The organism is Pectobacterium colocasium (assembly GCF_020181655.1).
Taxonomy (GTDB): Bacteria; Pseudomonadota; Gammaproteobacteria; order Enterobacterales; family Enterobacteriaceae; genus Pectobacterium; species Pectobacterium colocasium.
In genome coordinates, this window is sequence record NZ_CP084032.1 from 3,767,281 (window position 1) to 3,790,855 (window position 23,575).

Below are 23,575 nucleotides of genomic sequence, written 5' to 3' on the forward strand. Positions count from 1 at the left end.
TCATCGTGCTGTGATTATTTGAGAGACTCATTGACAGACAGAATCATCACAACTCACCCGAAGGCAGTCATGCATGTTCAGCTGTCATGTTTCAATTTTCAGCTTGTTCCAGATTGTTAAAGAGCAAAATACTTCGCAGCATACTGTTTCCAATACGCTCTGAAGTCTTTTTAATGGTGGAGCTATGCGGGATCGAACCGCAGACCTCCTGCGTGCAAAGCAGGCGCTCTCCCAGCTGAGCTATAGCCCCATCGTTGCTTACAGATACCTTACATACCACTCACGGAAGAGTTGGTAGGCCTGAGTGGACTTGAACCACCGACCTCACCCTTATCAGGGGTGCGCTCTAACCACCTGAGCTACAAGCCTATTAAGGTATTTCTGCTCGTTATTTTCATCAGACAATCTGTGTGAGCACTTCACTCAACCCACATCTTCTTGGTAAGGAGGTGATCCAACCGCAGGTTCCCCTACGGTTACCTTGTTACGACTTCACCCCAGTCATGAATCACAAAGTGGTAAGCGCCCTCCCGAAGGTTAAGCTACCTACTTCTTTTGCAACCCACTCCCATGGTGTGACGGGCGGTGTGTACAAGGCCCGGGAACGTATTCACCGTAGCATTCTGATCTACGATTACTAGCGATTCCGACTTCATGGAGTCGAGTTGCAGACTCCAATCCGGACTACGACGTACTTTATGAGGTCCGCTTGCTCTCGCGAGGTCGCTTCTCTTTGTATACGCCATTGTAGCACGTGTGTAGCCCTACTCGTAAGGGCCATGATGACTTGACGTCATCCCCACCTTCCTCCAGTTTATCACTGGCAGTCTCCTTTGAGTTCCCGGCCTAACCGCTGGCAACAAAGGATAAGGGTTGCGCTCGTTGCGGGACTTAACCCAACATTTCACAACACGAGCTGACGACAGCCATGCAGCACCTGTCTCAGAGTTCCCGAAGGCACCAAAGCATCTCTGCTAAGTTCTCTGGATGTCAAGAGTAGGTAAGGTTCTTCGCGTTGCATCGAATTAAACCACATGCTCCACCGCTTGTGCGGGCCCCCGTCAATTCATTTGAGTTTTAACCTTGCGGCCGTACTCCCCAGGCGGTCGATTTAACGCGTTAGCTCCGGAAGCCACGCCTCAAGGGCACAACCTCCAAATCGACATCGTTTACAGCGTGGACTACCAGGGTATCTAATCCTGTTTGCTCCCCACGCTTTCGCACCTGAGCGTCAGTCTTTGTCCAGGGGGCCGCCTTCGCCACCGGTATTCCTCCAGATCTCTACGCATTTCACCGCTACACCTGGAATTCTACCCCCCTCTACAAGACTCTAGCTTGCCAGTTTCAAATGCAGTTCCCAAGTTAAGCTCGGGGATTTCACATCTGACTTAACAAACCGCCTGCGTGCGCTTTACGCCCAGTCATTCCGATTAACGCTTGCACCCTCCGTATTACCGCGGCTGCTGGCACGGAGTTAGCCGGTGCTTCTTCTGCGGGTAACGTCAATCGGTGAGAGTATTAATCTCACCGCCTTCCTCCCCGCTGAAAGTGCTTTACAACCCGAAGGCCTTCTTCACACACGCGGCATGGCTGCATCAGGCTTGCGCCCATTGTGCAATATTCCCCACTGCTGCCTCCCGTAGGAGTCTGGACCGTGTCTCAGTTCCAGTGTGGCTGGTCATCCTCTCAGACCAGCTAGGGATCGTCGCCTAGGTGAGCCATTACCTCACCTACCAGCTAATCCCATCTGGGCACATCTGATGGCGCGAGGCCCGAAGGTCCCCCGCTTTGGTCCGAAGACGTTATGCGGTATTAGCTACCGTTTCCAGTAGTTATCCCCCTCCATCAGGCAGTTTCCCAGACATTACTCACCCGTCCGCCGCTCGTCACCCAAGGAGCAAGCTCCTCTGTGCTACCGCTCGACTTGCATGTGTTAGGCCTGCCGCCAGCGTTCAATCTGAGCCATGATCAAACTCTTCAATTTAAGATTTGTTTGATTTGCTGAACTCGTCAGCGATGCTCAAAGAATTAGTCACTGTTTATTCGTAATGAATTTACTGTTGTTCACTCTTCAAGACTTTTTATATCGTCAAGATACGGTCTTGTGAGTGCCCACACAGATTGTCTGATTAAATTGTTAAAGAGCGTTGCGTTGCGGCCTTAACCACTTCGCGAGGTGGCGTATGCTACACTTATCACCTGCAGAGTCAACGTTTATTTTAAAGCGTTTTCTCTTTCTTTATCGACCCGGTTGTGTGTTCACAGCGCCGTGTCGATGGAGGCGCATTATAGGGAGCCAATTCAGAAGCGCAAGCAAATCTCGTAAAGTTTTTTCCGTTTGCGCATCTTTCATTCGTTCCGCTGGTTAAGTGCGCGTTTTTATCCATTTTGGCAGGTCTGCGAGGCTTTCCAACACGCTATCAGCCAGCGTTTCGCCTTGTTCAGTAACAGGTTTGCCCGTGCGAACTAGCAGTTTGGTTCCTACCCCTGCACCAATTGCAGCCTGCATATCTTCTAATTTGTCACCCACCATATAAGACGCCGCCATATCAATGTGCAGATCGCGCTGTGCAGAAAGGAACATGCCTGGCTCAGGTTTACGACAATCACAAGTCTGGCGGTATTCATCTTCTCCTGCTTCAGGGTGATGCGGACAAAAGTAGATGCCATCCAGATCAACACCGCGATCTGCCAGCGACCAGTCCATCCACTCCGTCAGTTGCATAAACTGATCTTCTGTAAACTTGCCGCGGGCGATGCCGGACTGATTGGTCACAACAACTAGCACGAACCCCATGCTTTTCAACTCACGCATGGCATCAATGACGCCATCAATAAATTGAAAATGGTCAATGTCATGAACATAACCGTGATCGACATTGATCGTGCCGTCACGATCAAGAAAAATTGCTGGAACGCTTTGTGCCACTGACTTTGCTCCTGAATGGCCTAAATTACGCGGTAGTATCGCATGTTTTCACCCATAGGGAGAATGCAGAGCCGTGACAATCCAGATTGACTTAGACGTCTAGACGCCCTAACATCCATTTCATATTCTGTTAATACAGAAACTGATTTATCCAGCCATAGGCACTCACGATAAAAAATATGATTGAACTTTCTAATATTACTAAGGTTTTTCAGCAAAACGGGCGGACCATTACCGCACTTGCTGATGTCAGCCTTCATGTTCCTACCGGGCAAATCTATGGTGTCATCGGCGCATCAGGCGCAGGTAAAAGTACACTCATCCGCTGCGTCAATTTATTGGAGCGCCCGACAGAAGGGAAAGTGCTGGTAGATGGACAAGAGCTGACCCAACTGTCAGATAGCCAGTTGACGCGCGCGCGCCGTCAAATCGGCATGATTTTTCAGCACTTCAATTTGCTCTCTTCGCGCACCGTTTTTGGCAACATTGCGCTCCCTTTGGAATTAGATAACACGCCAAAAGCTGAGATTACCCAACGGGTCAATGAATTGTTGGATCTGGTTGGGCTGGCGGATAAGCACGACGTGTATCCCGCCAATCTATCCGGCGGACAAAAGCAGCGCGTCGCCATTGCCCGTGCGTTGGCCAGCAATCCCAAAGTTTTGCTGTGTGACGAAGCAACCAGCGCGTTGGATCCTGCAACCACCCGATCAATTCTTGAATTATTGAAAGATATCAATCGCCGTCTCGGGCTGACCATTCTTCTTATTACACATGAAATGGATGTGGTGAAACGCATTTGCGATCAGGTTGCGGTGATCAGCGACGGACGACTCATCGAACAGGACACGGTCAGCGAAGTCTTTTCACATCCGAAAACACCACTGGCACAGAAGTTCATTCAGTCAACGCTACACCTGGACATCCCTGACGATTACCTTACCCGTCTGTCCCCCGACTCTCGCCCGGATACCACGCCGTTATTACGGATGGAATTTACCGGCAAATCGGTAGATGCCCCGCTGCTCTCCGAGGTTGCTCGACGCTTTAACGTCAACAACAACATTATCAGTGCCCAGATGGATTATGCCGGTGGCGTCAAGTTCGGCATCATGCTGGCAGAAATGCACGGCAACGATGCGGATATCAAAGCCGCAATCCAATTCCTGCAGGAAAGTCACGTTACAATTGAGGTTCTGGGTTATGTCTGAAGCAATGATGTGGTTAATGGCTAAGGGAATATGGGAAACCGTCGCAATGACGTTCGTTTCTGGTTTCTTTGGCTTTGTGCTTGGTTTACCCGTGGGAGTCTTATTGTATACCACGCGTCCAGGGCAGATTATCGCCAATCCAAAGCTCTACCGGACCGTTTCTGCACTGGTAAATATTTTCCGCTCGATTCCATTCATTATTCTGCTGGTATGGATGATTCCTTTCACTCGCATGATTGTTGGAACCTCCATTGGCCTGCAAGCGGCGATCGTTCCTCTCACCGTCGGTGCCGCACCGTTTATTGCCCGCATGGTGGAAAACGCGCTGCTTGAAATTCCAACCGGCCTGATTGAAGCTGCCCGTGCAATGGGCGCAACGCCGATGCAAATCGTCAGAAAGATACTCCTGCCAGAAGCATTACCAGGCCTTATTAATGCCGCAACCATCACGCTAATCACGCTCGTAGGCTATTCTGCTATGGGTGGAGCCGTGGGCGCAGGCGGCTTAGGTCAAATTGGTTATCAGTATGGTTATATTGGTTATAACGCGACGGTCATGAATACGGTATTAATATTACTGGTTGTTTTGGTGTACCTGATTCAATTCTGCGGCGACAGAGCAGTAAAAGCTGTCACACACAAGTAATCACCACAATACGCATTTGCCTGAAGGCATTTGCCAAGAGAATAGTTAATTAGGGGTAAGGATATGGCGATTAAACTGAAATCTATTGCGACCATTGGTGCACTTATTGGTGCTCTGGCGCTAGCGGGATGTGGTCAGGAAGAAAAGAATCCTAATCACATTAAAGTCGGTGTTATTGTTGGCGCAGAACAGCAGGTTGCGGAAGTCGCGCAGAAAGTGGCAAAAGACAAATACGGTCTGGACGTTGAATTAGTCACATTTAATGACTACGTGTTGCCAAATGAAGCCCTGAGCAAAGGCGACATCGATCTGAATGCCTTCCAGCACAAGCCTTATCTGGATCAGCAGATTAAAGATCGTGGCTACAAACTGGTTTCTGTCGGCAACAGCTTTGTCTACCCAATTGCGGGTTACTCCAAAAAAATCAAATCGCTGAATGAACTGCAAGATGGCGCTCAGGTTGCACTGCCAAACGACCCGACCAACCTAGGCCGCTCTCTGCTGCTGCTGCAAAAAGTCGGCTTGATTAAACTGAAAGACAACGTTGGTCTGTTGCCAACCGTACTGGACGTGACCGAGAACCCGAAAAATATCAAACTGGTTGAACTGGAAGCACCTCAGTTGCCGCGTTCTTTAGATGACGCGCAAATTGCACTGGCTGTCATCAATACCACTTACGCTAGCCAGATTAACCTGACGCCAACTAAAGATGGCCTGTTTGTTGAAGAGAAAGACTCTCCGTATGTAAACCTGTTGGTTTCACGCGAAGACAACAAAGACGCTGAAAACGTGAAGAAATTCGTTCAGGCCTACCAGTCTGATGAAGTAAACGACGCGGCAAATAAAATCTTTAATGGCGGCGCGGTAAAAGGCTGGTAATCCAGACCTAACGCGTTTAATTAAAAGATATTGTTAAGACGGGCTACGGCCCGTCTTGTTATTTATGCAATTGCTTGCTTCAATACTCGCTCTTTGAGAAAAAGCAGAGGAATCCTTAATGCGTGCTGTTCCCTTTATATTGTTGGCAATGTCGCTGACAGGCTGTTCTTTATTTCAGAAGCCACCGGCACCTGCTCCTCAACCAGTTATTGAAACCAAAACCGCAGAACCCGCGCCTAAACCGAAGCCAGTCGCTCGACCGACGCCCGCAGTGCTATATAAAAGTGCAGAAGAGTTAGTCGGTAAGCCTTTCCGCGACATGGGTGAAGTGTCAGGCTCCTCATGCCAGGTCAGCGCTCAGGATTCCCCTCCTAATGCGGCAAATGCGCGTAAAAGAATGCAAAACCGCGCCACTGCCATGAAAGCCAATGCAGTTTTGCTGCATGAATGCCAAACCGTCAGTGGTGTAGCGGGTTGCTACAGTCAGGTCGTTTGCCAAGGCACTGCGCTGAAAGTCTCTGCACAATGAGTCAGTTTGTTTTCAATCAGATCGGGATTATCCGCTCACCGTATAAAGAAAAATTTGCCATTCCGCGGCAGCCGGGTCTGATTGAAGATGGAGGAGGAGAACTTCAGCTATTACCGCCATATAACCAAGCGGAGTGCGTGCGAGGGCTGGAAGATTTCAGTCACATATGGGTAGTCTTCATCTTTCATCAAACGATGGAAGGCGGCTGGCGTCCGACCGTTCGGCCACCTCGTCTGGGAGGAAACACACGGACAGGCGTTTTCGCTACGCGTTCGACTTTCCGCCCTAACCCCGTTGGCATGTCGCTGGTTGAATTAAAAGAGATTCGGGTAAAAGGCGATGCGATTACGCTCGAATTAGGCAGCCTTGATCTGGTCGATGGCACGCCGGTCATCGATATCAAACCTTACTTGCCATTTGCCGAAAGCCATCCTCAGGCACGAGCGGGTTTTGCCCAAATGGCTCCCGATGCGGCAATGCCGGTGATTTTTTCGCCCCTTGCGGAAAACCAGATAGCCCAGCATCAAAAGAAATATCCCAACTTAAAGCGCTTTATCTCACAGGTATTAGCGCAAGATCCACGCCCGGCCTACCGCAAAGGTGAAAGCACCACGCGGGAATACGCCGTTTTACTGCTGGAATTCAATGTGCGCTGGCGCGTCTGTGGAGAACAAACCGAAGTGCTAAGCCTCGCCCCGTCAAACGCGTGTTAATACATTAACCACAGCAATATATTCTAAAATTGTTCCTGCTCTCTTTTGACGTGCCGTTTGCGCTGGTAAACTAAGCCACTTTTTATGTGCTTTCGGCTGCGCGGCAGCCCTATGCTATTTGTCGTTCTAACGGAACTAAAACCCCATGCGTACTAGCCAATACATGCTCTCCACACTCAAGGAGACGCCAGCCGATGCAGAAGTCATCAGCCATCAGTTGATGCTCCGGGCAGGAATGATTCGTAAACTAGCCTCCGGCCTTTACACCTGGTTGCCGACAGGTTTACGTGTTTTGAGAAAAGTTGAAAACATCGTGCGCGAAGAGATGAATAACGCAGGCGCGATTGAAGTGTCCATGCCCGTTGTTCAGCCTGCCGATTTATGGGTAGAAAGTGGACGTTGGGATCAATATGGCCCAGAGCTGTTGCGTTTTGTCGATCGTGGCGAGCGCCCTTTCGTACTCGGCCCGACACATGAAGAAGTCATTACCGACCTTATTCGTAATGAAATCAGCTCTTATAAGCAGTTGCCGCTCAATTTCTTCCAGATTCAAACCAAATTCCGCGATGAAGTTCGTCCGCGTTTTGGTGTAATGCGCTCACGTGAATTCCTGATGAAAGATGCCTACTCTTTCCATACTTCACAGGAATCATTGCAGGTCACTTACGACGCGATGTACGCCGCCTACAGCCAGATTTTCAGCCGTATGGATCTGGATTTCAGAGCCGTTCAGGCAGATACCGGTTCTATTGGTGGCAATGCATCCCATGAATTTCAGGTACTGGCGACCAGCGGTGAAGACGATATCGTTTTCTCAACGGAATCCGACTACGCGGCAAACATTGAACTGGCAGAAGCGGTTGCGCCGAAGTTAGGCCGCGCCGAAGCGACGGAAGAGCTGCGTCTGGTTGATACGCCAAACGCCAAGACCATCGCCGAGCTGGTTGAGCAGTTTAAGCTGCCGGTAGAAAAAACCGTGAAAACGCTGCTGGTTAAAGCAACAGAAGAAAGCGGCCATAAACTGGTTGCTCTGCTGGTTCGCGGCGATCACGAACTGAACGAAATCAAAGCTGAGAAAATTGCTCAGGTAGCCAGCCCGTTGACATTCGCAACGGAAGAAGAAATTCGCGCTACCATCGGCGCGGGCCCAGGTTCACTGGGTCCGGTCAAGCTGTCGATTCCAGTCGTTGTCGATCGCTCTGTTGCAGCCATGAGCGACTTCAGCGCTGGCGCGAACATTGATGGCAAACACTATTTTGGCATCAACTGGGAGCGTGACGTTGCGCTGCCGCAGGTTGCAGATATCCGTAACGTGGTTGAAGGCGATATCAGTCCAGACGGTAAAGGCACACTGCAAATTAAACGCGGTATCGAAGTGGGCCATATTTTCCAACTGGGCAGCAAATATTCTGAAGCGCTGAAAGCCACGGTTCAAGGTGAAGATGGCCGTAACCAGACGCTGACGATGGGTTGCTACGGTATTGGTGTCACGCGCGTTGTCGCTGCGGCGATTGAGCAGAATCATGACGAACGCGGCATCATTTGGCCAGACGCGATTGCCCCTTTCCACGTTGCTATTCTGCCGATGAACATGCACAAATCTTTCCGCGTGAAGGAAGTCGCTGAGGATATCTATCAGCAGTTGCGCGCTAAGGGCATTGAAGTTCTGCTTGATGACCGCAAAGAGCGTCCAGGCGTGATGTTCGCCGATATGGAACTGATTGGCGTACCGCACACCATCGTTATTGGCGATCGCAATCTGGATAGTGAAGAGATTGAATATAAGCACCGCCGGGTTGGTGAAAAGCAGATGATTAAAACCAGCGAAATCGTCGATTTCCTGCTGGCAAATATCGTCCGCTAATCGCTGCCGAACCGCCCTTTCACAGGAAAGGGCGAATGCAGACATAAAAAAATGGTGGGTTTCCCCACCATTTTTTATTTCAAGGCTTCAGTAACTTAGCGTGCATTATTCACGAAACAGTTCTTCAATGCTCAACCCCTGAACCTGCAAAATTTCCCGCAGGCGGCGCAAGCCTTCAACCTGAATCTGACGAACACGCTCACGCGTTAAGCCTATTTCACGACCGACATCTTCCAGCGTAGCCGCTTCATACCCTAGCAGGCCGAAACGACGCGCCAACACCTCACGCTGCTTGGCGTTAAGCTCAAACAGCCATTTAACGATATTCTGTTTCATATCGTTATCCTGAGTGGTGTCTTCAGGTCCGTTGTCTTTTTCGTCTGCCAGAATATCCAGCAGCGCTTTTTCCGAATCACCGCCCAGCGGGGTATCGACGGAAGTAATACGTTCATTCAGACGCAGCATGCGGTTGACGTCGTCAACGGGCTTATCGAGCTGTTCGGCAATTTCTTCCGCACTCGGCTCGTGATCCAGTTTGTGAGACAGTTCGCGCGCGGTGCGCAGATAAACGTTGAGTTCTTTGACGATGTGAATCGGCAAGCGAATGGTACGGGTTTGATTCATGATCGCCCGTTCTATCGTCTGTCGAATCCACCAGGTTGCGTAGGTTGAAAAACGGAATCCTCTTTCTGGATCGAATTTTTCAACCGCACGGATCAGGCCGAGGTTACCCTCTTCAATCAGATCCAGCAGCGCCAGACCACGATTGTTGTAACGGCGGGCAATTTTCACCACCAACCGCAGATTACTCTCAATCATCCGGCGGCGCGATGGGACATCACCACGCAACGCACGCCGGGCAAAATAAACTTCTTCTTCTGCGGTCAAAAGCGGCGAATAGCCGATTTCGCCTAAATAGAGCTGTGTTGCGTCCAGGACACGCTGTGGGACCCCTTGTGATAACAGCTCGTCTTCCGCCGAGTCATTATCATTGGTATCTTCCTCTACCAGCGCCTTATCGTCAAAAACGTCAAGTCCATTCTCGTCGAAATCGGTATCTTCATGTAACTCGTTAACTTTCAGCGTACTTTGGCTCATAAGTGGCTCCTACCCGTGATCCCTTGGCAGAATACCGAAATACTCTGCCCGATTTATCGCTGCGGCAGAAAACGCAGCGGGTTTACGGATTTCCCCTTGTAACGAATTTCAAAGTGCAAGCGAACTGAGCTGGTGCCTGTACTGCCCATCGTAGCGATTTTTTGTCCTGCCGTGACGTCTTGTTGCTCACGGACTAGCATCGTATCGTTATGGGCATAGGCACTGAGGTAGTCATCATTATGCTTGATGATTATCAGATTTCCGTAACCACGTAGCGCGTTACCCGCGTACACCACGCGCCCACTGGCGGTTGCGGTGATCGGTTGCCCACGTGAGCCGGCGATATCAATCCCTTTATTTCCCCCTTCGGAATCGGAGAAACTATCTATGACTTTCCCATCGGTAGGCCAACGCCAACTGCCGACAGCAGCCGTATTGCTGCTGGCAACAGCCGCTGGTGCGGAAACAGGAGCGGTTGTCGTTGCCCCTGCCGTAGGTAACATCTTACCTACATTCTGTTTACCCTGATTACCAGAATACGCATTAGTTGACTGAGAATCAACCGATGTAGTTTGTATTTGAGCACTCGATGGCGGAGTTGGTACTCCCCCTCGGGTGGCATCGGTTGTTGCCAGCATGCCACCACCGCTCGTCAGACCACCGCCTGAAGCGTTGTTGCCGGACCCATTGCCTAAACTCAATGATTGCCCCACATTCAGGCTGTACGGTTCAGGAATATTGTTGCGCTGCGCCAGATCCCGGTAATCATTGCCAGTGATCCAAGCGATATAAAACAGGGTATCGCCACGTTTAACGGTGTAGGAATTGCCACCGCTGTAACTGCCTTTTGGAATATTACCGTAGCTGCGGTTATAAACGATCCGGCCATCGGGCGTCGTTGCCACACTTTCACTCGTCGTTGAAATACGCGATGGTGGCGCAGATAACATTCCCCCTCGGCTGCCCGTATTTCCGTCAACGCTGCTGATCGGTGCGGATTTGGAATTATTGTTGGTACATCCAGCCAATCCTAAGACAATCACCGTACAAGCAGCAATGTGACGCAAATTCATCATTCGGCTTCCCATGCGCCTTACTCCCCTATAACTATAACGTTCAAAAAAATAGCGTTCAAAAAAGTGTCGATAACATTCAAGAAACCGTAATACTCAGAACCCAATTCGGACATGTTTGCCTCGCATCTGCTGCCGTTTTACTGGCTGTAGCCCAACTGCCCATTGCGTAGTTACTGCCGGTGCATAGTTACTGCCGTTGCGTAATTGCTGCCGTTGCGTAATTGATTGTAGCGTAAACGATATCCGCTCATGTATTCGTTAATTGGAACGAGAAAGATCGCTACTTCACCATCGCTGGCGCATAAGCAAAACGGGAAAGGCACCGCGATGATTAGAGGCTAACAATATCAACAAGTTCGCACTATAAAACAGTTGTGTTGAAATTTTAAAGACTTAACAACAAATGCACACCAACGCCACGGTATCAGGCTAATTCCCCTTTGACCAGCGGAACAAACCGAACAGCTTCAACCGTTTGAATAATAAATTCACCGGCATGGCGCTGTACAACTTGCAGTATTTGCGACTGTTCCCCAACGGGCAACACCATTACGCCGCCTTCATCTAACTGTTCCAGCAGCGCACGGGGAATTTCCGGTGGCGCCGCGGTAACGATAATGGCATCAAACGGTCCGCGCGACGCCCAGCCCTGCCATCCATCGCCATGGCGGGTAGAAACATTGTGCAAATCCAGCTGCTTTAAGCGGCGCTTAGCCTGCCATTGCAGCCCCTTGATGCGCTCCACCGAGCAAACGTGTCGCACCAGATGCGCTAAAATCGCCGTTTGATACCCCGAACCCGTACCAATTTCCAACACGCGGGATACCGGCGTCAGGCTGAGTAGCTCCGTCATTTTCGCAACCATATAGGGCTGCGAGATAGTCTGGCCGGAACCAATAGGCAGAGCGGTGTTTTCATACGCTTTATGTTCAAAAGCTTCATCAACAAAACGTTCTCTGGGTACGGCTTCTATCGCCTTCAGCAGACGTTCGTCCTGAATGCCCTGCTGACGCAACTGCGCCAGCAACGTTTCTATACGCTTGTTTACCATTCCCCGCCGACCTCAGCTCTGGTTAACCTCGTCACCAATACAGCAATTTTACCGCACAAGAGCCAGCCCGCCGCCACGACCACGCGGTTGCTGGCATTTCTTCTCTCAACAATTTTCTGCAAAAACATCGCAGCACATCAGACTCATACCGACCACCTAAGGATCGAGATACCGAGGGCGACCACGGTGTGAGGTCTCCCTGCGGGAACCTCATCACCGTGTTTCCCTCTAATACATTCAGCCTTAAACGAACAGCATTAAGTACATCAGACACCGATATCGGCATCCTGATCTGAATGCAGCAATTCACGTACCACACTGGTCGCAAAACTGCCCGCAGGTAGCCAGAATGTCACTTCAACAGTCGCGTCGTCCTGCCATTCCCAATGCATCTGTTGCGGATACAGCAGTATCGCACGCCGGGCCGATTCAACCCGTTCACGCTTGACCAACGACCACAGCGTTTCTTGTCCCGCCAAAGCCTGCTCTTCAAATGCTCGCGCCTCATCCTGCGTACCCAGTTCACCATCACCGGGCAGCGGCGCGGTAACCTGGAGTTCGCCAGCATCAAGGCGCGTCTGTAAGGCTTCCAGTTCGTCAGGCTTAGCAACAAACCAGCTGCCGCGACCGGTCAACTGCAATGCGTCACCACACAAAACGGTTTTCGCCTGCGCTCCCGCCAGTCTTGCGCTGGCAACCTGATTAAACATCGCACTGCGGCTGGCGGAAAGATAAAAACTACGTTTATTACGTTCTTTTACCCGAATTTCGTTATTCGCCCAAAGACGCGCCTGCTCAAGATTATTTCCGTTGCGTCCGAAACGCTGGCTACCGAAATAATTAGGGACGCCGTTCGCGGCAATCAGCGTCAAGCGCGCATCCACCTCGCGTCGATCGCTGACCTGACGCAGCACCAGAGTAAAATAGTTACCCCGCAGCGTACCGATACGCAGTTTGCGGCGGTGGCGAACGGACTCCAGCACGTCACAGCCTTCAAGCGTCAGCGAGGAGAAATCTGGCGTGTCCTTTCCCGGCATATGCAGACAGAACCACTGTTCGGTGACAGCATGACGATCTTTCAGGCCTGCATAGCTCACGGCCCGCAGCGGCAAGCGAGCGAATTTCGCCAGCATTTCGGCTACAAATTGCGTATTGCAGCCACGCTTGCGCACGCGCAACAGCACATGCTCACCGTCACCGTCTGGCTGGAACCCCAGATCTTCAACGACGACAAAATCTTCCGCAGCCGATTTCAATGAGCCGGTAGCCTGTGGTTCACCGTGCAACCAAACGAGTTGTTCGCTATTTTCCATCGTTATCCTACACGATCATGGCCGGATGACGCGCAGCCATGACCTTGTTTCTTATACTGTTAATTTTCTATGATTAATAGGATCATGTTGATAAGACATTACTGATAGAAAACGGCTTACCACGCAACAATTTCACCCGTTTCTTTTTTCACCAGCAAGGCAACGGCTTCGCAGGCAATGCCTTCACCACGACCGGTAAAGCCCAACTGTTCTGTCGTCGTGGCTTTCACATTGACGTCATCCATATGGCACAGCAAATCTTCTGCCAGATTCACGCGCATTTGCGGAATGTGCGGTGCCATTTTCGGTGCCTGCGCAATAATCGTGACGTCCAGATTTCCTAACTGATAGCCTTTTTCATTAATACGACGCCAGGCTTCACGCAGCAAGCCACGGCTGTCCGCGCCTTTAAACGCCGGATCGGTATCAGGAAATAGCTTACCAATATCGCCCAGTGCGGCGGCACCCAACAGGGCATCCGTCACCGCATGCAGTACCACATCCCCATCGGAATGCGCCAGCAGGCCCTGAGTATAAGGAATTCGCACGCCACCGATCACCAGCGGACCTTCTCCACCGAACTTATGGACATCAAAACCGTGACCGATACGCATCGCGCATTCTCCTTATCTATATTTAACGAATAAATTTAGCGAATAAAATGAGGTTACTGCAAACGGGTTAAATAGAATTCGGCTAATGCCAAATCCTCTGGACGAGTGACTTTGATATTATCCGAACGTCCGCTGATAATTTGCGGGCGATAGCCACAATATTCCAACGCGGAGGCTTCATCTGTGACGGCAACGCCATCCTGAAGCGCCTGTTGCAAGCACTGTTTCAACAGCGCCGCAGGAAAAAGCTGCGGTGTCAGTGCATGCCATAAATCGTTACGTTCTACCGTGCGATCGATAAATCCATCCGTGCTGCGCTTCATGGTATCACGAACCGGGGCGGCCAAAATTCCACCAACGTCACTCTGTTCGACAATCGTCAGCAAACGCGTCAGATCGTCCAGATGCAGACACGGACGCGCCGCGTCATGCACCAGCGCCCACGCGCTATCCGCAACGGCGGACAGGCCAGCCAGCACAGAATCAGCACGATGCCGCCCTCCCGTAACGGGAAAAATACGGGGGTCGTTAGCAATCGCCAGAGTATGAAAAAATGCGTCATCAGGGCTAATAACGACAACGACACGCTGCACGCGCGGATGGCGTAAAAGCGCGTCGATAGTGTGTTCAAGAATGGTTTTATGGCCGGTTGCGTCATTACCAATCGTCAGATACTGCTTAGGACGATCGTTTTGCATTCTGCTGCCGTTACCCGCGGCGGGCAAAACGGCAACAATATCAGGCGGGGAAAGGCTCGGTGTCTGCATGCGTCAACGTTGTGTATTGTTGGATGGAGAAGGATTAGATGAAGTCGTATTCGCGCTACGGTGGTTCGATTCTGGTACCAGACGATAGAAGCTTTCACCGGGTTTGATCATACCCAGTTCATTGCGTGCGCGCTCTTCAATCGCTTCCTGTCCGCCATTGAGATCGTCAATTTCGGCAAACAGTTGTTCGTTACGGTCTTTTAATTTGGCGTTGTTCCCCTGCTGGACAACAACATCATCCTTCACCCGAACATAATCATGAATGCCATTCTTGCCCAGCCACAGTGAGTACTGAAGCCAGCCAAGCAATATCAATAATAACAGCGTAAGCTTTCCCATCCCGCCCCCTGAAAAACCGCCTAATCATCCCATAACTTTTGTTTCGACTCCACTGTGTCCGGCAGTGGAAGGCAAGATTCGCTCTGCCGCGTACCTAAATGGGGGAGATTTCGGGCAAGAAGTCCCACTCAACACTCCCAGAAACCCTCGTATCTTCTATTCATCCCCCACTCTCCGCCAGTTGTCAGAAGACGCAGATGTCCAGAAATAACGTAGATAAAACCGTTCACCGGAAAACGTCGGTTGAACCATTCGTGCTATCTGTGTATTTTTATGCATTCAAAGTGCATAAAAAAAGAAAATTTCACCTTTACGTTTTTATATCTAAACCAGGAGACACAATGTTCAAGAAACTGTTATTTGTTGGTGCGCTCTTCGCCACCGCACTCTCTACCAGCGCCTTCGCCGCTGAGCCTACTTACGTTGTCGGTTCTGGTGGAACTTATCGCCCCTTTGAGTTTGAAAACGCGCAGAAAGAGCTGGAAGGCTTTGATATTGATATTATTAAAGCTATCGCCAAGGCAGAGAATTTTAATATCAAGCTGATCAATACGCCGTGGGAAGGCATCTTCGCGACCCTTAATTCCGGTGACCGTGACATTATCATTTCGGGTATCACGATTACCGACAAACGTAAGCAAATGGTCGATTTCTCCGCGCCTTACTTTCCTGCCGAACAGTCGATCGTCGTTCCTAAAGGCTCAACGATCGACTCGATCGCCGCGCTGAAAGATCACAAAGTGGGCGTGGTAAACTCCAGTACCGCCGATATCGTGGTCTCCGATGTATTAGGGAAAAACAGTACATCGATTAAGCGCTTCGATAACACGCCGTTAATGTTACAAGAGCTGTATGAAGATGGCGTGGGTGCAGCGGTTGGCGATGTGGGCGTGGTGAAGTTTTACATTAAGACTCACCCTGAAAAACAGTTCAATCTGGTTTCCGATGCCAAATTCGAACGTCAGTATTTTGGAATCGCCGTCGCGAAAGGCAACGATCAACTGCGTGAGAAGATTAACGCCGGGCTGAAAAAAATCGTTGCTGACGGCACCTACGCCAAGATCTACCAAACCTGGTTTGATAACAACGTACCAACTTTACCCGCAGAATAACGCCAGTAAGGCACGGCGCGCTTCTCCTGGTCTCCATCGCCTCACGCGAGACATCGCACTCACCGGACAGCCAACCTGTCCGGTTTAATTTAGAACAATCATTACGTTAGCCTATTCAAAAAAGGAAACGATCTTGACGGGATTTCGTTGGGAGATCATTCAGGAATATGCGCCTCTCTTTATGGAAGGCACCTGGATGACCATCAAATGCACCATTATCTGTGTCATTCTTGGCACCTGCTGGGGATTAACACTCGGGTTAGGCCGCTTAGCGCAAGCGCCGCACGGCCCGTGGAAATATATCCTGCACTACGGCGTTCAATGGCCAGTACGCATCTACATCAGCGCCTTTCGCGGTACGCCGCTATTTGTGCAAATCATGGTGGTGCACTTCGCTCTGGTGCCGCTGTTCATCAATCCACGTGATGGCCTGCTGGTCACCAGCAATATTATGTCGGCCGATTTCGCCCGCACGCTGCGTGCCGATTATGGCGCGTTCCTCTCCTGCATTGTGGCGATTACGCTGAATGCGGGAGCCTATGTCTCCGAGATATTCCGAGCCGGTATTCAATCCATTGACCGTGGTCAGATGGAAGCATCACGATCGCTCGGCATGAGCTATGGCCGAACCATGCGCAAAGTGATTCTGCCACAGGCATTTCGCCGTATGCTGCCACCGCTGGGCAATAACGCCATCGCGATTGTGAAAGATTCATCGCTGGCGTCGGCAATCGGATTGGCCGATCTTGCCTATGCCGCTCGCACGGTATCAGGGGCTTACGCCACGTACTGGGAGCCCTACCTGGCGATCTCTATCGTCTACTGGGTTATTACTTTCCTGCTTTCGCTGCTGGTGCGGCACATGGAAACGAGGTTTGGCAAAAGTGATTCACGTTAAAAACCTGCAAAAACAGTTTGGGGATACACACGTCCTGCGCGGTATTTCCTGTGACATCGCGCCTCAGGAAGTGCTCTGCCTGATTGGCCCATCGGGCTCAGGAAAAAGTACCTTTCTGCGCTGTATTAACGCGCTGGAGACGCTATCGGCGGGCGAGATTACGGTCAACGGCTTTGCCATTCACGATAAGAGAACCGACATCAACCGCATGCGTGAAAGCGTGGGAATGGTGTTTCAGCGCTTTAATCTGTTCCCGCACATGACAGTGTTGGAAAATGTGATCATGGCGCCGATGGATGTGAAGAAATTACCCCGTGCACAGGCCGTTGAACGGGCTAAAGCCTTGCTCAGCAAGGTTGGTTTGCTGGATAAAATAGATGCCTGGCCGAACAGCCTGTCCGGTGGACAGCAGCAGCGCGTCGCGATTGCCCGCGCGTTAGCGATGGAACCGGCCATCATGCTGTTTGATGAACCGACCTCCGCGCTGGACCCTGAACTGGTTGGCGAAGTGCTGGCCGTCATGAAAACGCTGGCGAACGAAGGTATGACCATGGTCATTGTGACCCATGAGATGGCATTTGCCAAAGAAGTCGCCGATAGAGTGATCTTCATCGATCAGGGGATCATTCAGGAACAAGGGACGCCAGAGGCGATCTTTACACATCCAAGTAATCCGCGTACGCAGGCGTTTTTGAGCAAAGTGCTGTAAATTCGCTCAATACTACAAAATCAGGCTGTCAGCGTCTTCCGCGCTGGCAGCCTGTTCTTTTACCACCCCGTTAGAAAAGAAAACACCAGCCAGAACAGACAGATCACCGTCAGCCCCGTCGCAAAAAGCGTATAAAAAATATAGCCTCTCAGCAAAAAACTAAACCCGACGCCAACCAGCACCGAAAACGGCATCAGCGCCAGAAAGAACGGCCAAGTGTAAAGCATGAAGAAAAACGTGGTATTGGAGCCGTATACCAGAAAGGGAATGCTAAAGGCCAACCAATAGAAGGAGAACCCCGTCACCGCCCCCATAAACAGGTAGGAAACGCCGTCATCCTCTTCTTGCGCTGGCCGAGTCTTGCTAATCGTTAACTGCGTGGCATTTTGCATAATCTTTCCCATTCTTCCCCTGCATCACCCAACAGCGCGGTGAAAAAAAGCGGGGATGTCAGAGCTTGATAATAGCTCGCTTGCCAAGCAGATCTAACAATTGGCCTGTCAAATTTGTTACTAATTGTTCACCATCCAGGTGACTATCGGGCGCGTCCGGCGCTTCATACGCCGAGTCGATCCCCGTGAAATTACGCAGTTCTCCCGCACGGGCTTTTTTATACAACCCTTTAGGATCGCGCGCTTCACAGGTCGCTAACGGCGTATCGACGAAGACTTCAATGAATTGCCCTTCACCCAGCAAATCCTGCACCATTTTACGCTCGGCGCGGTGCGGCGAGATAAACGCGGTCAGGACCACCAGACCGGCATCCACCATCAGTTTGGCAACTTCACCCACGCGGCGAATATTCTCGCGCCGATCGTCGTCGGTAAAGCCCAAATCCCGGCACAAACCGTGCCGGACGTTGTCGCCATCCAGCAGGTAAGTGCTGACGCCGCGAGCGTGTAGCGCCTGCTCCAGCGCTCCCGCCAGCGTGGATTTACCGGAACCTGACAGCCCGGTAAACCAGATAACCACGCCCTGATGACCATGCAACTTCTCGCGCGACTCACGGGTGACATCGTGCGCATGCCAGACGACGTTCTCGTCAGTCGGTTCATCGCGTAAAGACACGTTATTTGCCCCCCAGCAGGTCGCGCGCACCCCAATGCGGGAAGTGACGACGCACCAGCGCATTCAGTTCCAGCTCAAACGCACTGTACGCGCCCGGCTCCTGATACACCTGCTCGATAGGTTCCCGTACCAGACCCGCGCCTACCGTGACGTTGCTCAGACGATCGATAAAGATCATCCCGCCCGTCACCGCGTTGTGCTGATAGTTGTCCAGCACCAGCGGCTCATCAAAAATCAGCTCAACCGAACCGATGCCATTCAGCGGCAGGTTCTCCGCGACGCGCTGCGTTAGCGTATTAATCTCAACCTGATACTGAATGTTCTCGACTCGGGCACGCGTTTTCTTACCGCCAATCTTGATGTCGTAGCTCTGTCCCGGCACCAGCGGCTGCTCCGCCATCCAGACGACATCCACCAACGCATGCTGCACTGCTTTCAGTGATTCACTGCTATCGACCAGCAGATCGCCACGGCTAATGTCAATCTCGTCCGCCAGCACCAGCGTAATCGCTTCTCCCGCCTGTGCCTGCGGTAAATCACCATCAAAGGTCACAATACGGCTAACGGTCGATTCCACGCCAGACGGCAGCACCTTAACCCGTTGCCCGACTCGGATAATGCCGGAGGCCAGCGTACCCGCATAGCCGCGGAAATCCAGATTCGGACGGTTAACATACTGCACCGGGAAGCGCATTGCCTGTTCGAGGCTACGCTGCGCCACATTTACCGTTTCTAACACACCTAACAACGTCGGGCCGGTATACCAGCTCATCGTTGTGCTTGGCGTGGCGACATTGTCGCCATCCAGCGCAGAAATCGGCACAAAGGTGATATTCAGATCGGCAGGCAGTTGCTGGGCAAAATCCAGATAATCCTGCTTAAACTGCTCAAATACCGCTTGCTGATAATCAACCAGATCCATTTTATTCACCGCCACCACCAGATCGCGAATCCCCAGCAGGGTCGCAATAAAGCTGTGACGACGGGTTTGATCCAATACGCCTTTGCGAGCGTCAATCAGCAGAATCGCCAGTTCGCAGGTCGATGCACCGGTCGCCATGTTGCGCGTGTACTGCTCGTGTCCCGGCGTATCGGCGATGATGAATTTGCGCTTTTCCGTCGAAAAATAGCGGTAGGCCACGTCAATCGTGATGCCCTGCTCGCGTTCGGCCTGAAGCCCATCGACTAGCAGCGCCAGATCCAGCTTTTCACCCTGCGTCCCCAGACGCTTGCTGTCATTGTGCAGCGTGCTGAGCTGATCTTCATAAATTTGGCGCGTATCATGTAGTAAACGGCCAATCAGCGTACTTTTTCCATCGTCGACGCTGCCGCAGGTCAGGAAACGCAGCAGCGTTTTATCCTGCTGTGCGTGCAAATACGCTTCCACACCGCCCTGCTCGGCGATCTGCTGTGCAATCGCATTGTTGATGGCAACAGCATCTTTCTCAGCCCCATTTTCTGCGGCTGTGTCTTTTAACGAAATTTGGCTCATTCGACGATTCCTCAGAAATACCCTTGACGCTTTTTCAGTTCCATTGAACCGGCCTGATCGCGGTCAATTACCCTTCCCTGACGCTCGCTGGTAGTGGAAACCAGCATCTCTTCGATGATTTCCGGCAGCGTCTGCGCCTCGGATGCCACCGCGCCCGTCAGCGGCCAGCAGCCTAGCGTGCGGAAACGAACCATGCGTTGTTCGATAACTTCACCCGGTTGCAGGTCGATACGATCGTCATCCACCATCAGCAACATGCCATCGCGCTCTAGCACCGGGCGTGGCGCGGCCAGATAGAGTGGGACAATCTCGATGTTTTCCAGATAGATGTATTGCCAGATATCCAGTTCGGTCCAGTTGGAGAGCGGGAAAACGCGGATGCTTTCGCCTTTGTTAATCTGGCCGTTGTAGTTATGCCACAGTTCCGGGCGTTGGTTCTTCGGATCCCAACGGTGGAAACGGTCGCGGAAGGAGTAAATGCGCTCTTTGGCACGCGATTTTTCTTCATCACGACGCGCGCCGCCAAACGCGGCATCAAAACCGTATTTATCCAGCGCCTGCTTCAGCCCTTCGGTTTTCATGATGTCGGTATGCTTGGCGCTGCCGTGTACAAAAGGGTTAATCCCCAATGCTTCGCCCTGCGGGTTACGGTGTACCAACAGCTCACAGCCGTAGGCCTTCGCCGTCCGATCGCGGAATTCGTACATTTCACGAAATTTCCAACCTGTATCAACGTGCAGCAGCGGGAAAGGCAGCGAACCCGGATAGAACGCCTTGCGCGCCAGATGCAGCATCACCGAAGAGTCTTTACCGATGGAGTACATCATCACCGGATTACTGAACTCGGCCGCCACTTCGCGGATGATGTGAATGCTTTCGGCTTCAAGCTGCCGTAAATGCGTGAGTCGTTTCTCGTCCATACCCTTTCCTTAAGCCAAGTTTACTACCGCTGGGCGGCTGTCTTGCGGCACCGTCGGCGTTGTCTGACCAAACCAGGCAATCTGATGGTGCAAATCCACCACCTCGCCAATCACCAGCAGCGCCGGTGTCGGCGCTTGCCGTGCCAAATGTTCTAACTCGTGCAGCGTGCCGATTTGCACCTGCTGATCGTGTCGAGTGCCACGGCTGATTACCGCGACAGGGGTCTGTGATGAGCGGCCATGCGCGATAAGCTGCTGTGCAATTTCCGCAGCTTTCATCGTTCCCATATAAATCGCCAGCGTCTGACGCCCACGGGCCAGCGTTGACCAGTCCAGTTCGTCGCCATCTGGACGACAGTGACCGGTAATAAAAAGCACGCTTTGTGCGTAGTCACGGTGCGTTAACGGGATCCCCGCATACGCTGTGACGCCCGCCGCAGCCGTCACACCGGGCACCACCTGAAACGTGATGCCAGCCTGCGCCACCGCCTGCAACTCTTCGCCACCGCGGCCAAAAATAAAGGGATCGCCGCCTTTCAGACGCACTACACGCTTACCTTCTTGCGCCAGCGTCACCAATAGCTGATTAATCTCATCCTGCGGGAGCGAATGGGCACTGGCGCGCTTTCCGACGCAGATGCGTTCGGCATCGCGGCGCACCAGATCCAGCACGTCGGGGCTGACCAGATGGTCATACAGCACCACGTCCGCCTGCTGCATCACTTGTAATCCACGCAGCGTCAGCAGCCCAGCATCGCCGGGGCCTGCGCCAACCAGCGCCACTTCACCACGTGCTGCCGCGGGCAGTTGCTGCTCGTCTTGCTGATTAACCAGTTGCTGTTGCAGTTCATCTTCGGCCTGCGCCAACTGCCCAGCGGACACCAGCGAAGCGAAGCGTCCAACAAATAGCCGCTCCCAAAAACGACGGCGTGCCGGCATCGAATGCAGTCGGGTTTTAATTCTGTCACGCCAACTTCCGGCGATGTCCGCCATCGTGCCCAGACTGGTCGGCAGTAAGGATTCCAGTTTTTCACGCAGCAAACGCGCCAGTACGGGCGCCTGACCGCCGGAGGAAATCGCCACCACCAGCGGAGAACGATCGACAATCGAAGGAAAAATAAACGAACACTTAGGCTGATCGTCCACCACGTTCACCAGCAAATGACGCTGATTCGCCGCCTCAAACACCGCGGCATTCAGCTCAGCGTCATCCGTTGCGGCAATCACCAGAAACACGCCGGATAACAGCTCTGGCGTAAACGTCTGCGCCAGCCATTCAATCTGCCCAGCCTGATGTTGCACAGCCAACGGTTCAGCCAGTGCCTGCGCGACAATTTTTACCTCCGCACCCGCGCGTTGCAGTAGATCGATTTTGCGCGTAGCAACCTCGCCGCCGCCGACAACCAGTACCGGACGCTGACGAAGATCGGCAAATATAGGGAGATAGTTCACAATCGCCTTAACTAAGCAAAAAAGTAGATAATGCGACTATACGGTGAGGACAGAACACTTATGAAATGCCGAATTGGAATGACAAGTTCCGTAATGGAATAACAATACGTTCACAAGCGTTATTCAGGCGATAAAAAACCGGGCGGTGCCCGGTTTCTGTTCACCCTTCGTGCAGCCCACATTCGCGTTTCAGGCCGAAGAAGCGGGTTTCCTCTTCGCTCATGCCCGGTTCCCATTTGCGGGTGGTGTGGGTATCGCCAACAGACAGGTAGCCCTGATCCCAGAGCGGGTGATAGCTCAGGCCGTTTTCTTTCAGATACTGATAAACCGTGCGGTTATCCCAATCGATAATCGGCAGGAATTTGAAGACGCCACGCTGAATCGCCAGCACCGGCAATTCGCCTCGGCTGCCGGACTGCTCGCGGCGCAGGCCAGCAAACCACGTTTTCGCCTTTAATTCGCTCAGCGCCCGATTCATCGGCTCGACTTTATTCAGTTGGTTGTAGCGCTCGATGCCTTCCACGCCCTGTTCCCACAGCTTACCGTAGCGCGCCTCTTGCCAGGCCGGAGATTCAGCAGCGCGAAACACTTGCAGATTCAGCTTCAACTGCTCCGTCAGCGCATCAATAAACTGATAGGTTTCAGGAAACAGATAGCCCGTATCAGTGAGAATGACCGGAATATCCGGCCGCTGCTGCGTCACCAGATGCAGCGATACCGCAGCCTGAATGCCGAAGCTGGACGACAAAACATAGTCGCCCGGCAGATTCTCCAGCGCCCAGCTCACTCTTTCCTGCGCCGACAGCTGTTCAAGCTGACCATTCACGCCAGCGAGCGCTGCCGCCTGCTCCGCTTTCGGTAACGCGTTGAGCGCCTCAAGATTAAATTCGGCCAT

At 52.0% G+C, this 23,575-nt stretch carries 23 protein-coding genes, 2 tRNA genes and 1 rRNA gene; 9 read left to right on the top strand and 17 right to left on the bottom strand.

Features of this window, described 5'->3' with window-relative positions; all coding sequences use genetic code 11:
* Positions 1-174: 174 nt before the first annotated feature.
* The 4 genes from LCF41_RS17085 to gmhB form a co-directional block, all read right to left on the bottom strand.
* Positions 175-250, bottom strand: a tRNA-Ala gene (locus tag LCF41_RS17085).
* Positions 251-292: 42 nt separating this feature from the next.
* Positions 293-369: transfer RNA gene (locus tag LCF41_RS17090), tRNA-Ile, on the bottom strand.
* Between the two features lie 73 nt (positions 370-442).
* Positions 443-1,984: ribosomal RNA gene (locus LCF41_RS17095) — 16S ribosomal RNA — on the bottom strand.
* Between the two features lie 381 nt (positions 1,985-2,365).
* On the bottom strand, positions 2,366-2,929 hold the full coding sequence (gene gmhB, locus LCF41_RS17100) for a D-glycero-beta-D-manno-heptose 1,7-bisphosphate 7-phosphatase (RefSeq protein WP_225085594.1): 564 nt from the start codon (positions 2,927-2,929) through the stop codon (positions 2,366-2,368).
* A 179-nt stretch (positions 2,930-3,108) separates the two neighbouring features.
* On the opposite strand from gmhB, the gene metN reads away from it, so the two are divergent.
* The 6 genes from metN to proS all read left to right on the top strand — a co-directional run bounded on the left by metN (position 3,109) and on the right by proS (position 8,771).
* Positions 3,109-4,140 (top strand): methionine ABC transporter ATP-binding protein MetN, encoded by a 1,032-nt coding sequence (metN, locus tag LCF41_RS17105; protein WP_225085595.1) that lies wholly within the window; start codon positions 3,109-3,111, stop codon positions 4,138-4,140.
* Positions 4,133-4,786 carry a methionine ABC transporter permease MetI gene (locus tag LCF41_RS17110; protein ID WP_039497700.1) on the top strand — a complete coding sequence of 218 codons (654 nt, stop codon included), beginning with the start codon at positions 4,133-4,135 and terminating at the stop codon, positions 4,784-4,786. The genes metN and LCF41_RS17110 overlap by 8 nt, the downstream gene beginning before the upstream one ends.
* A gap of 63 nt (positions 4,787-4,849) precedes the next feature.
* Complete coding sequence (locus tag LCF41_RS17115) at positions 4,850-5,665, top strand: MetQ/NlpA family lipoprotein (protein ID WP_010681578.1); 816 nt, start codon at positions 4,850-4,852, stop codon at positions 5,663-5,665.
* Positions 5,666-5,783: 118 nt separating this feature from the next.
* Positions 5,784-6,194 (top strand): Rcs stress response system protein RcsF, encoded by a 411-nt coding sequence (rcsF, locus tag LCF41_RS17120; RefSeq protein ID WP_039497702.1) that lies wholly within the window; start codon positions 5,784-5,786, stop codon positions 6,192-6,194.
* Positions 6,191-6,907: a tRNA (N6-threonylcarbamoyladenosine(37)-N6)-methyltransferase TrmO gene (tsaA, locus tag LCF41_RS17125; protein ID WP_225085596.1), complete on the top strand. Its 717-nt coding sequence runs from the start codon at positions 6,191-6,193 to the stop codon at positions 6,905-6,907. Before rcsF ends, tsaA begins: the two co-directional genes overlap by 4 nt.
* Before the next feature lie 145 nt (positions 6,908-7,052).
* The gene (gene proS / locus LCF41_RS17130; RefSeq protein ID WP_225085597.1) at positions 7,053-8,771 is read left to right on the top strand and encodes a proline--tRNA ligase; all 1,719 of its coding nucleotides are present in this window, start codon (positions 7,053-7,055) and stop codon (positions 8,769-8,771) included.
* 105 nt (positions 8,772-8,876) lie between these two features.
* On the opposite strand, the gene rpoS is transcribed toward proS, so the two are convergent.
* From rpoS to ftsB, 7 genes are all read right to left on the bottom strand, one after another.
* The gene (gene rpoS / locus LCF41_RS17135) at positions 8,877-9,869 is read right to left on the bottom strand and encodes an RNA polymerase sigma factor RpoS (protein ID WP_205947660.1); all 993 of its coding nucleotides are present in this window, start codon (positions 9,867-9,869) and stop codon (positions 8,877-8,879) included.
* A 53-nt stretch (positions 9,870-9,922) separates the two neighbouring features.
* On the bottom strand, positions 9,923-10,945 hold the full coding sequence (nlpD, locus tag LCF41_RS17140) for a murein hydrolase activator NlpD (protein ID WP_225085598.1): 1,023 nt from the start codon (positions 10,943-10,945) through the stop codon (positions 9,923-9,925).
* 424 nt (positions 10,946-11,369) lie between these two features.
* The gene (locus LCF41_RS17145) at positions 11,370-11,996 is read right to left on the bottom strand and encodes a protein-L-isoaspartate(D-aspartate) O-methyltransferase (RefSeq protein WP_225085599.1); all 627 of its coding nucleotides are present in this window, start codon (positions 11,994-11,996) and stop codon (positions 11,370-11,372) included.
* Between the two features lie 266 nt (positions 11,997-12,262).
* On the bottom strand, positions 12,263-13,309 hold the full coding sequence (gene truD, locus LCF41_RS17150) for a tRNA pseudouridine(13) synthase TruD (protein WP_225085600.1): 1,047 nt from the start codon (positions 13,307-13,309) through the stop codon (positions 12,263-12,265).
* A gap of 116 nt (positions 13,310-13,425) precedes the next feature.
* Complete coding sequence (ispF, locus tag LCF41_RS17155) at positions 13,426-13,923, bottom strand: 2-C-methyl-D-erythritol 2,4-cyclodiphosphate synthase (RefSeq protein WP_039361198.1); 498 nt, start codon at positions 13,921-13,923, stop codon at positions 13,426-13,428.
* A gap of 53 nt (positions 13,924-13,976) precedes the next feature.
* Positions 13,977-14,690, bottom strand: a complete 714-nt coding sequence (gene ispD, locus LCF41_RS17160; protein ID WP_225085601.1) for a 2-C-methyl-D-erythritol 4-phosphate cytidylyltransferase — start codon at positions 14,688-14,690, stop codon at positions 13,977-13,979.
* 3 nt (positions 14,691-14,693) lie between these two features.
* Positions 14,694-15,029, bottom strand: a complete 336-nt coding sequence (ftsB, locus tag LCF41_RS17165; protein ID WP_225085602.1) for a cell division protein FtsB — start codon at positions 15,027-15,029, stop codon at positions 14,694-14,696.
* Between the two features lie 341 nt (positions 15,030-15,370).
* Here ftsB and LCF41_RS17170 point away from each other — a divergent pair, with 341 nt between their 5' ends.
* From LCF41_RS17170 to LCF41_RS17180, 3 genes are all read left to right on the top strand, one after another.
* The gene (locus LCF41_RS17170; protein ID WP_225085603.1) at positions 15,371-16,141 is read left to right on the top strand and encodes a basic amino acid ABC transporter substrate-binding protein; all 771 of its coding nucleotides are present in this window, start codon (positions 15,371-15,373) and stop codon (positions 16,139-16,141) included.
* 133 nt (positions 16,142-16,274) lie between these two features.
* Positions 16,275-17,039 carry an amino acid ABC transporter permease gene (locus LCF41_RS17175; protein ID WP_225085604.1) on the top strand — a complete coding sequence of 255 codons (765 nt, stop codon included), beginning with the start codon at positions 16,275-16,277 and terminating at the stop codon, positions 17,037-17,039.
* A complete protein-coding gene (locus LCF41_RS17180; protein ID WP_225088213.1) occupies positions 17,026-17,748 on the top strand; it encodes an amino acid ABC transporter ATP-binding protein in 723 nt (240 codons plus the stop codon). Before LCF41_RS17175 ends, LCF41_RS17180 begins: the two co-directional genes overlap by 14 nt.
* Positions 17,749-17,807: 59 nt before the next feature.
* Here LCF41_RS17180 and LCF41_RS17185 read toward each other — a convergent pair whose 3' ends face one another.
* From LCF41_RS17185 to LCF41_RS17210, 6 genes are all read right to left on the bottom strand, one after another.
* Entirely contained in the window at positions 17,808-18,140 is a 333-nt protein-coding gene (locus LCF41_RS17185; protein WP_413775894.1) for a DUF3561 family protein, read from the bottom strand.
* A gap of 58 nt (positions 18,141-18,198) precedes the next feature.
* Positions 18,199-18,879 (bottom strand): adenylyl-sulfate kinase, encoded by a 681-nt coding sequence (gene cysC, locus LCF41_RS17190; protein WP_225085605.1) that lies wholly within the window; start codon positions 18,877-18,879, stop codon positions 18,199-18,201.
* Positions 18,818-20,245 (bottom strand): sulfate adenylyltransferase subunit CysN, encoded by a 1,428-nt coding sequence (gene cysN / locus LCF41_RS17195; protein WP_431191566.1) that lies wholly within the window; start codon positions 20,243-20,245, stop codon positions 18,818-18,820. The genes cysC and cysN overlap by 62 nt, the downstream gene beginning before the upstream one ends.
* A 74-nt stretch (positions 20,246-20,319) precedes the next feature.
* Positions 20,320-21,228: a sulfate adenylyltransferase subunit CysD gene (gene cysD, locus LCF41_RS17200; RefSeq protein ID WP_180741696.1), complete on the bottom strand. Its 909-nt coding sequence runs from the start codon at positions 21,226-21,228 to the stop codon at positions 20,320-20,322.
* Positions 21,229-21,237: 9 nt separating this feature from the next.
* Entirely contained in the window at positions 21,238-22,680 is a 1,443-nt protein-coding gene (gene cysG / locus LCF41_RS17205; RefSeq protein WP_225085607.1) for a siroheme synthase CysG, read from the bottom strand.
* A gap of 160 nt (positions 22,681-22,840) precedes the next feature.
* Entirely contained in the window at positions 22,841-23,575 is a 735-nt protein-coding gene (locus tag LCF41_RS17210; RefSeq protein WP_225085608.1) for a phosphoadenylyl-sulfate reductase, read from the bottom strand.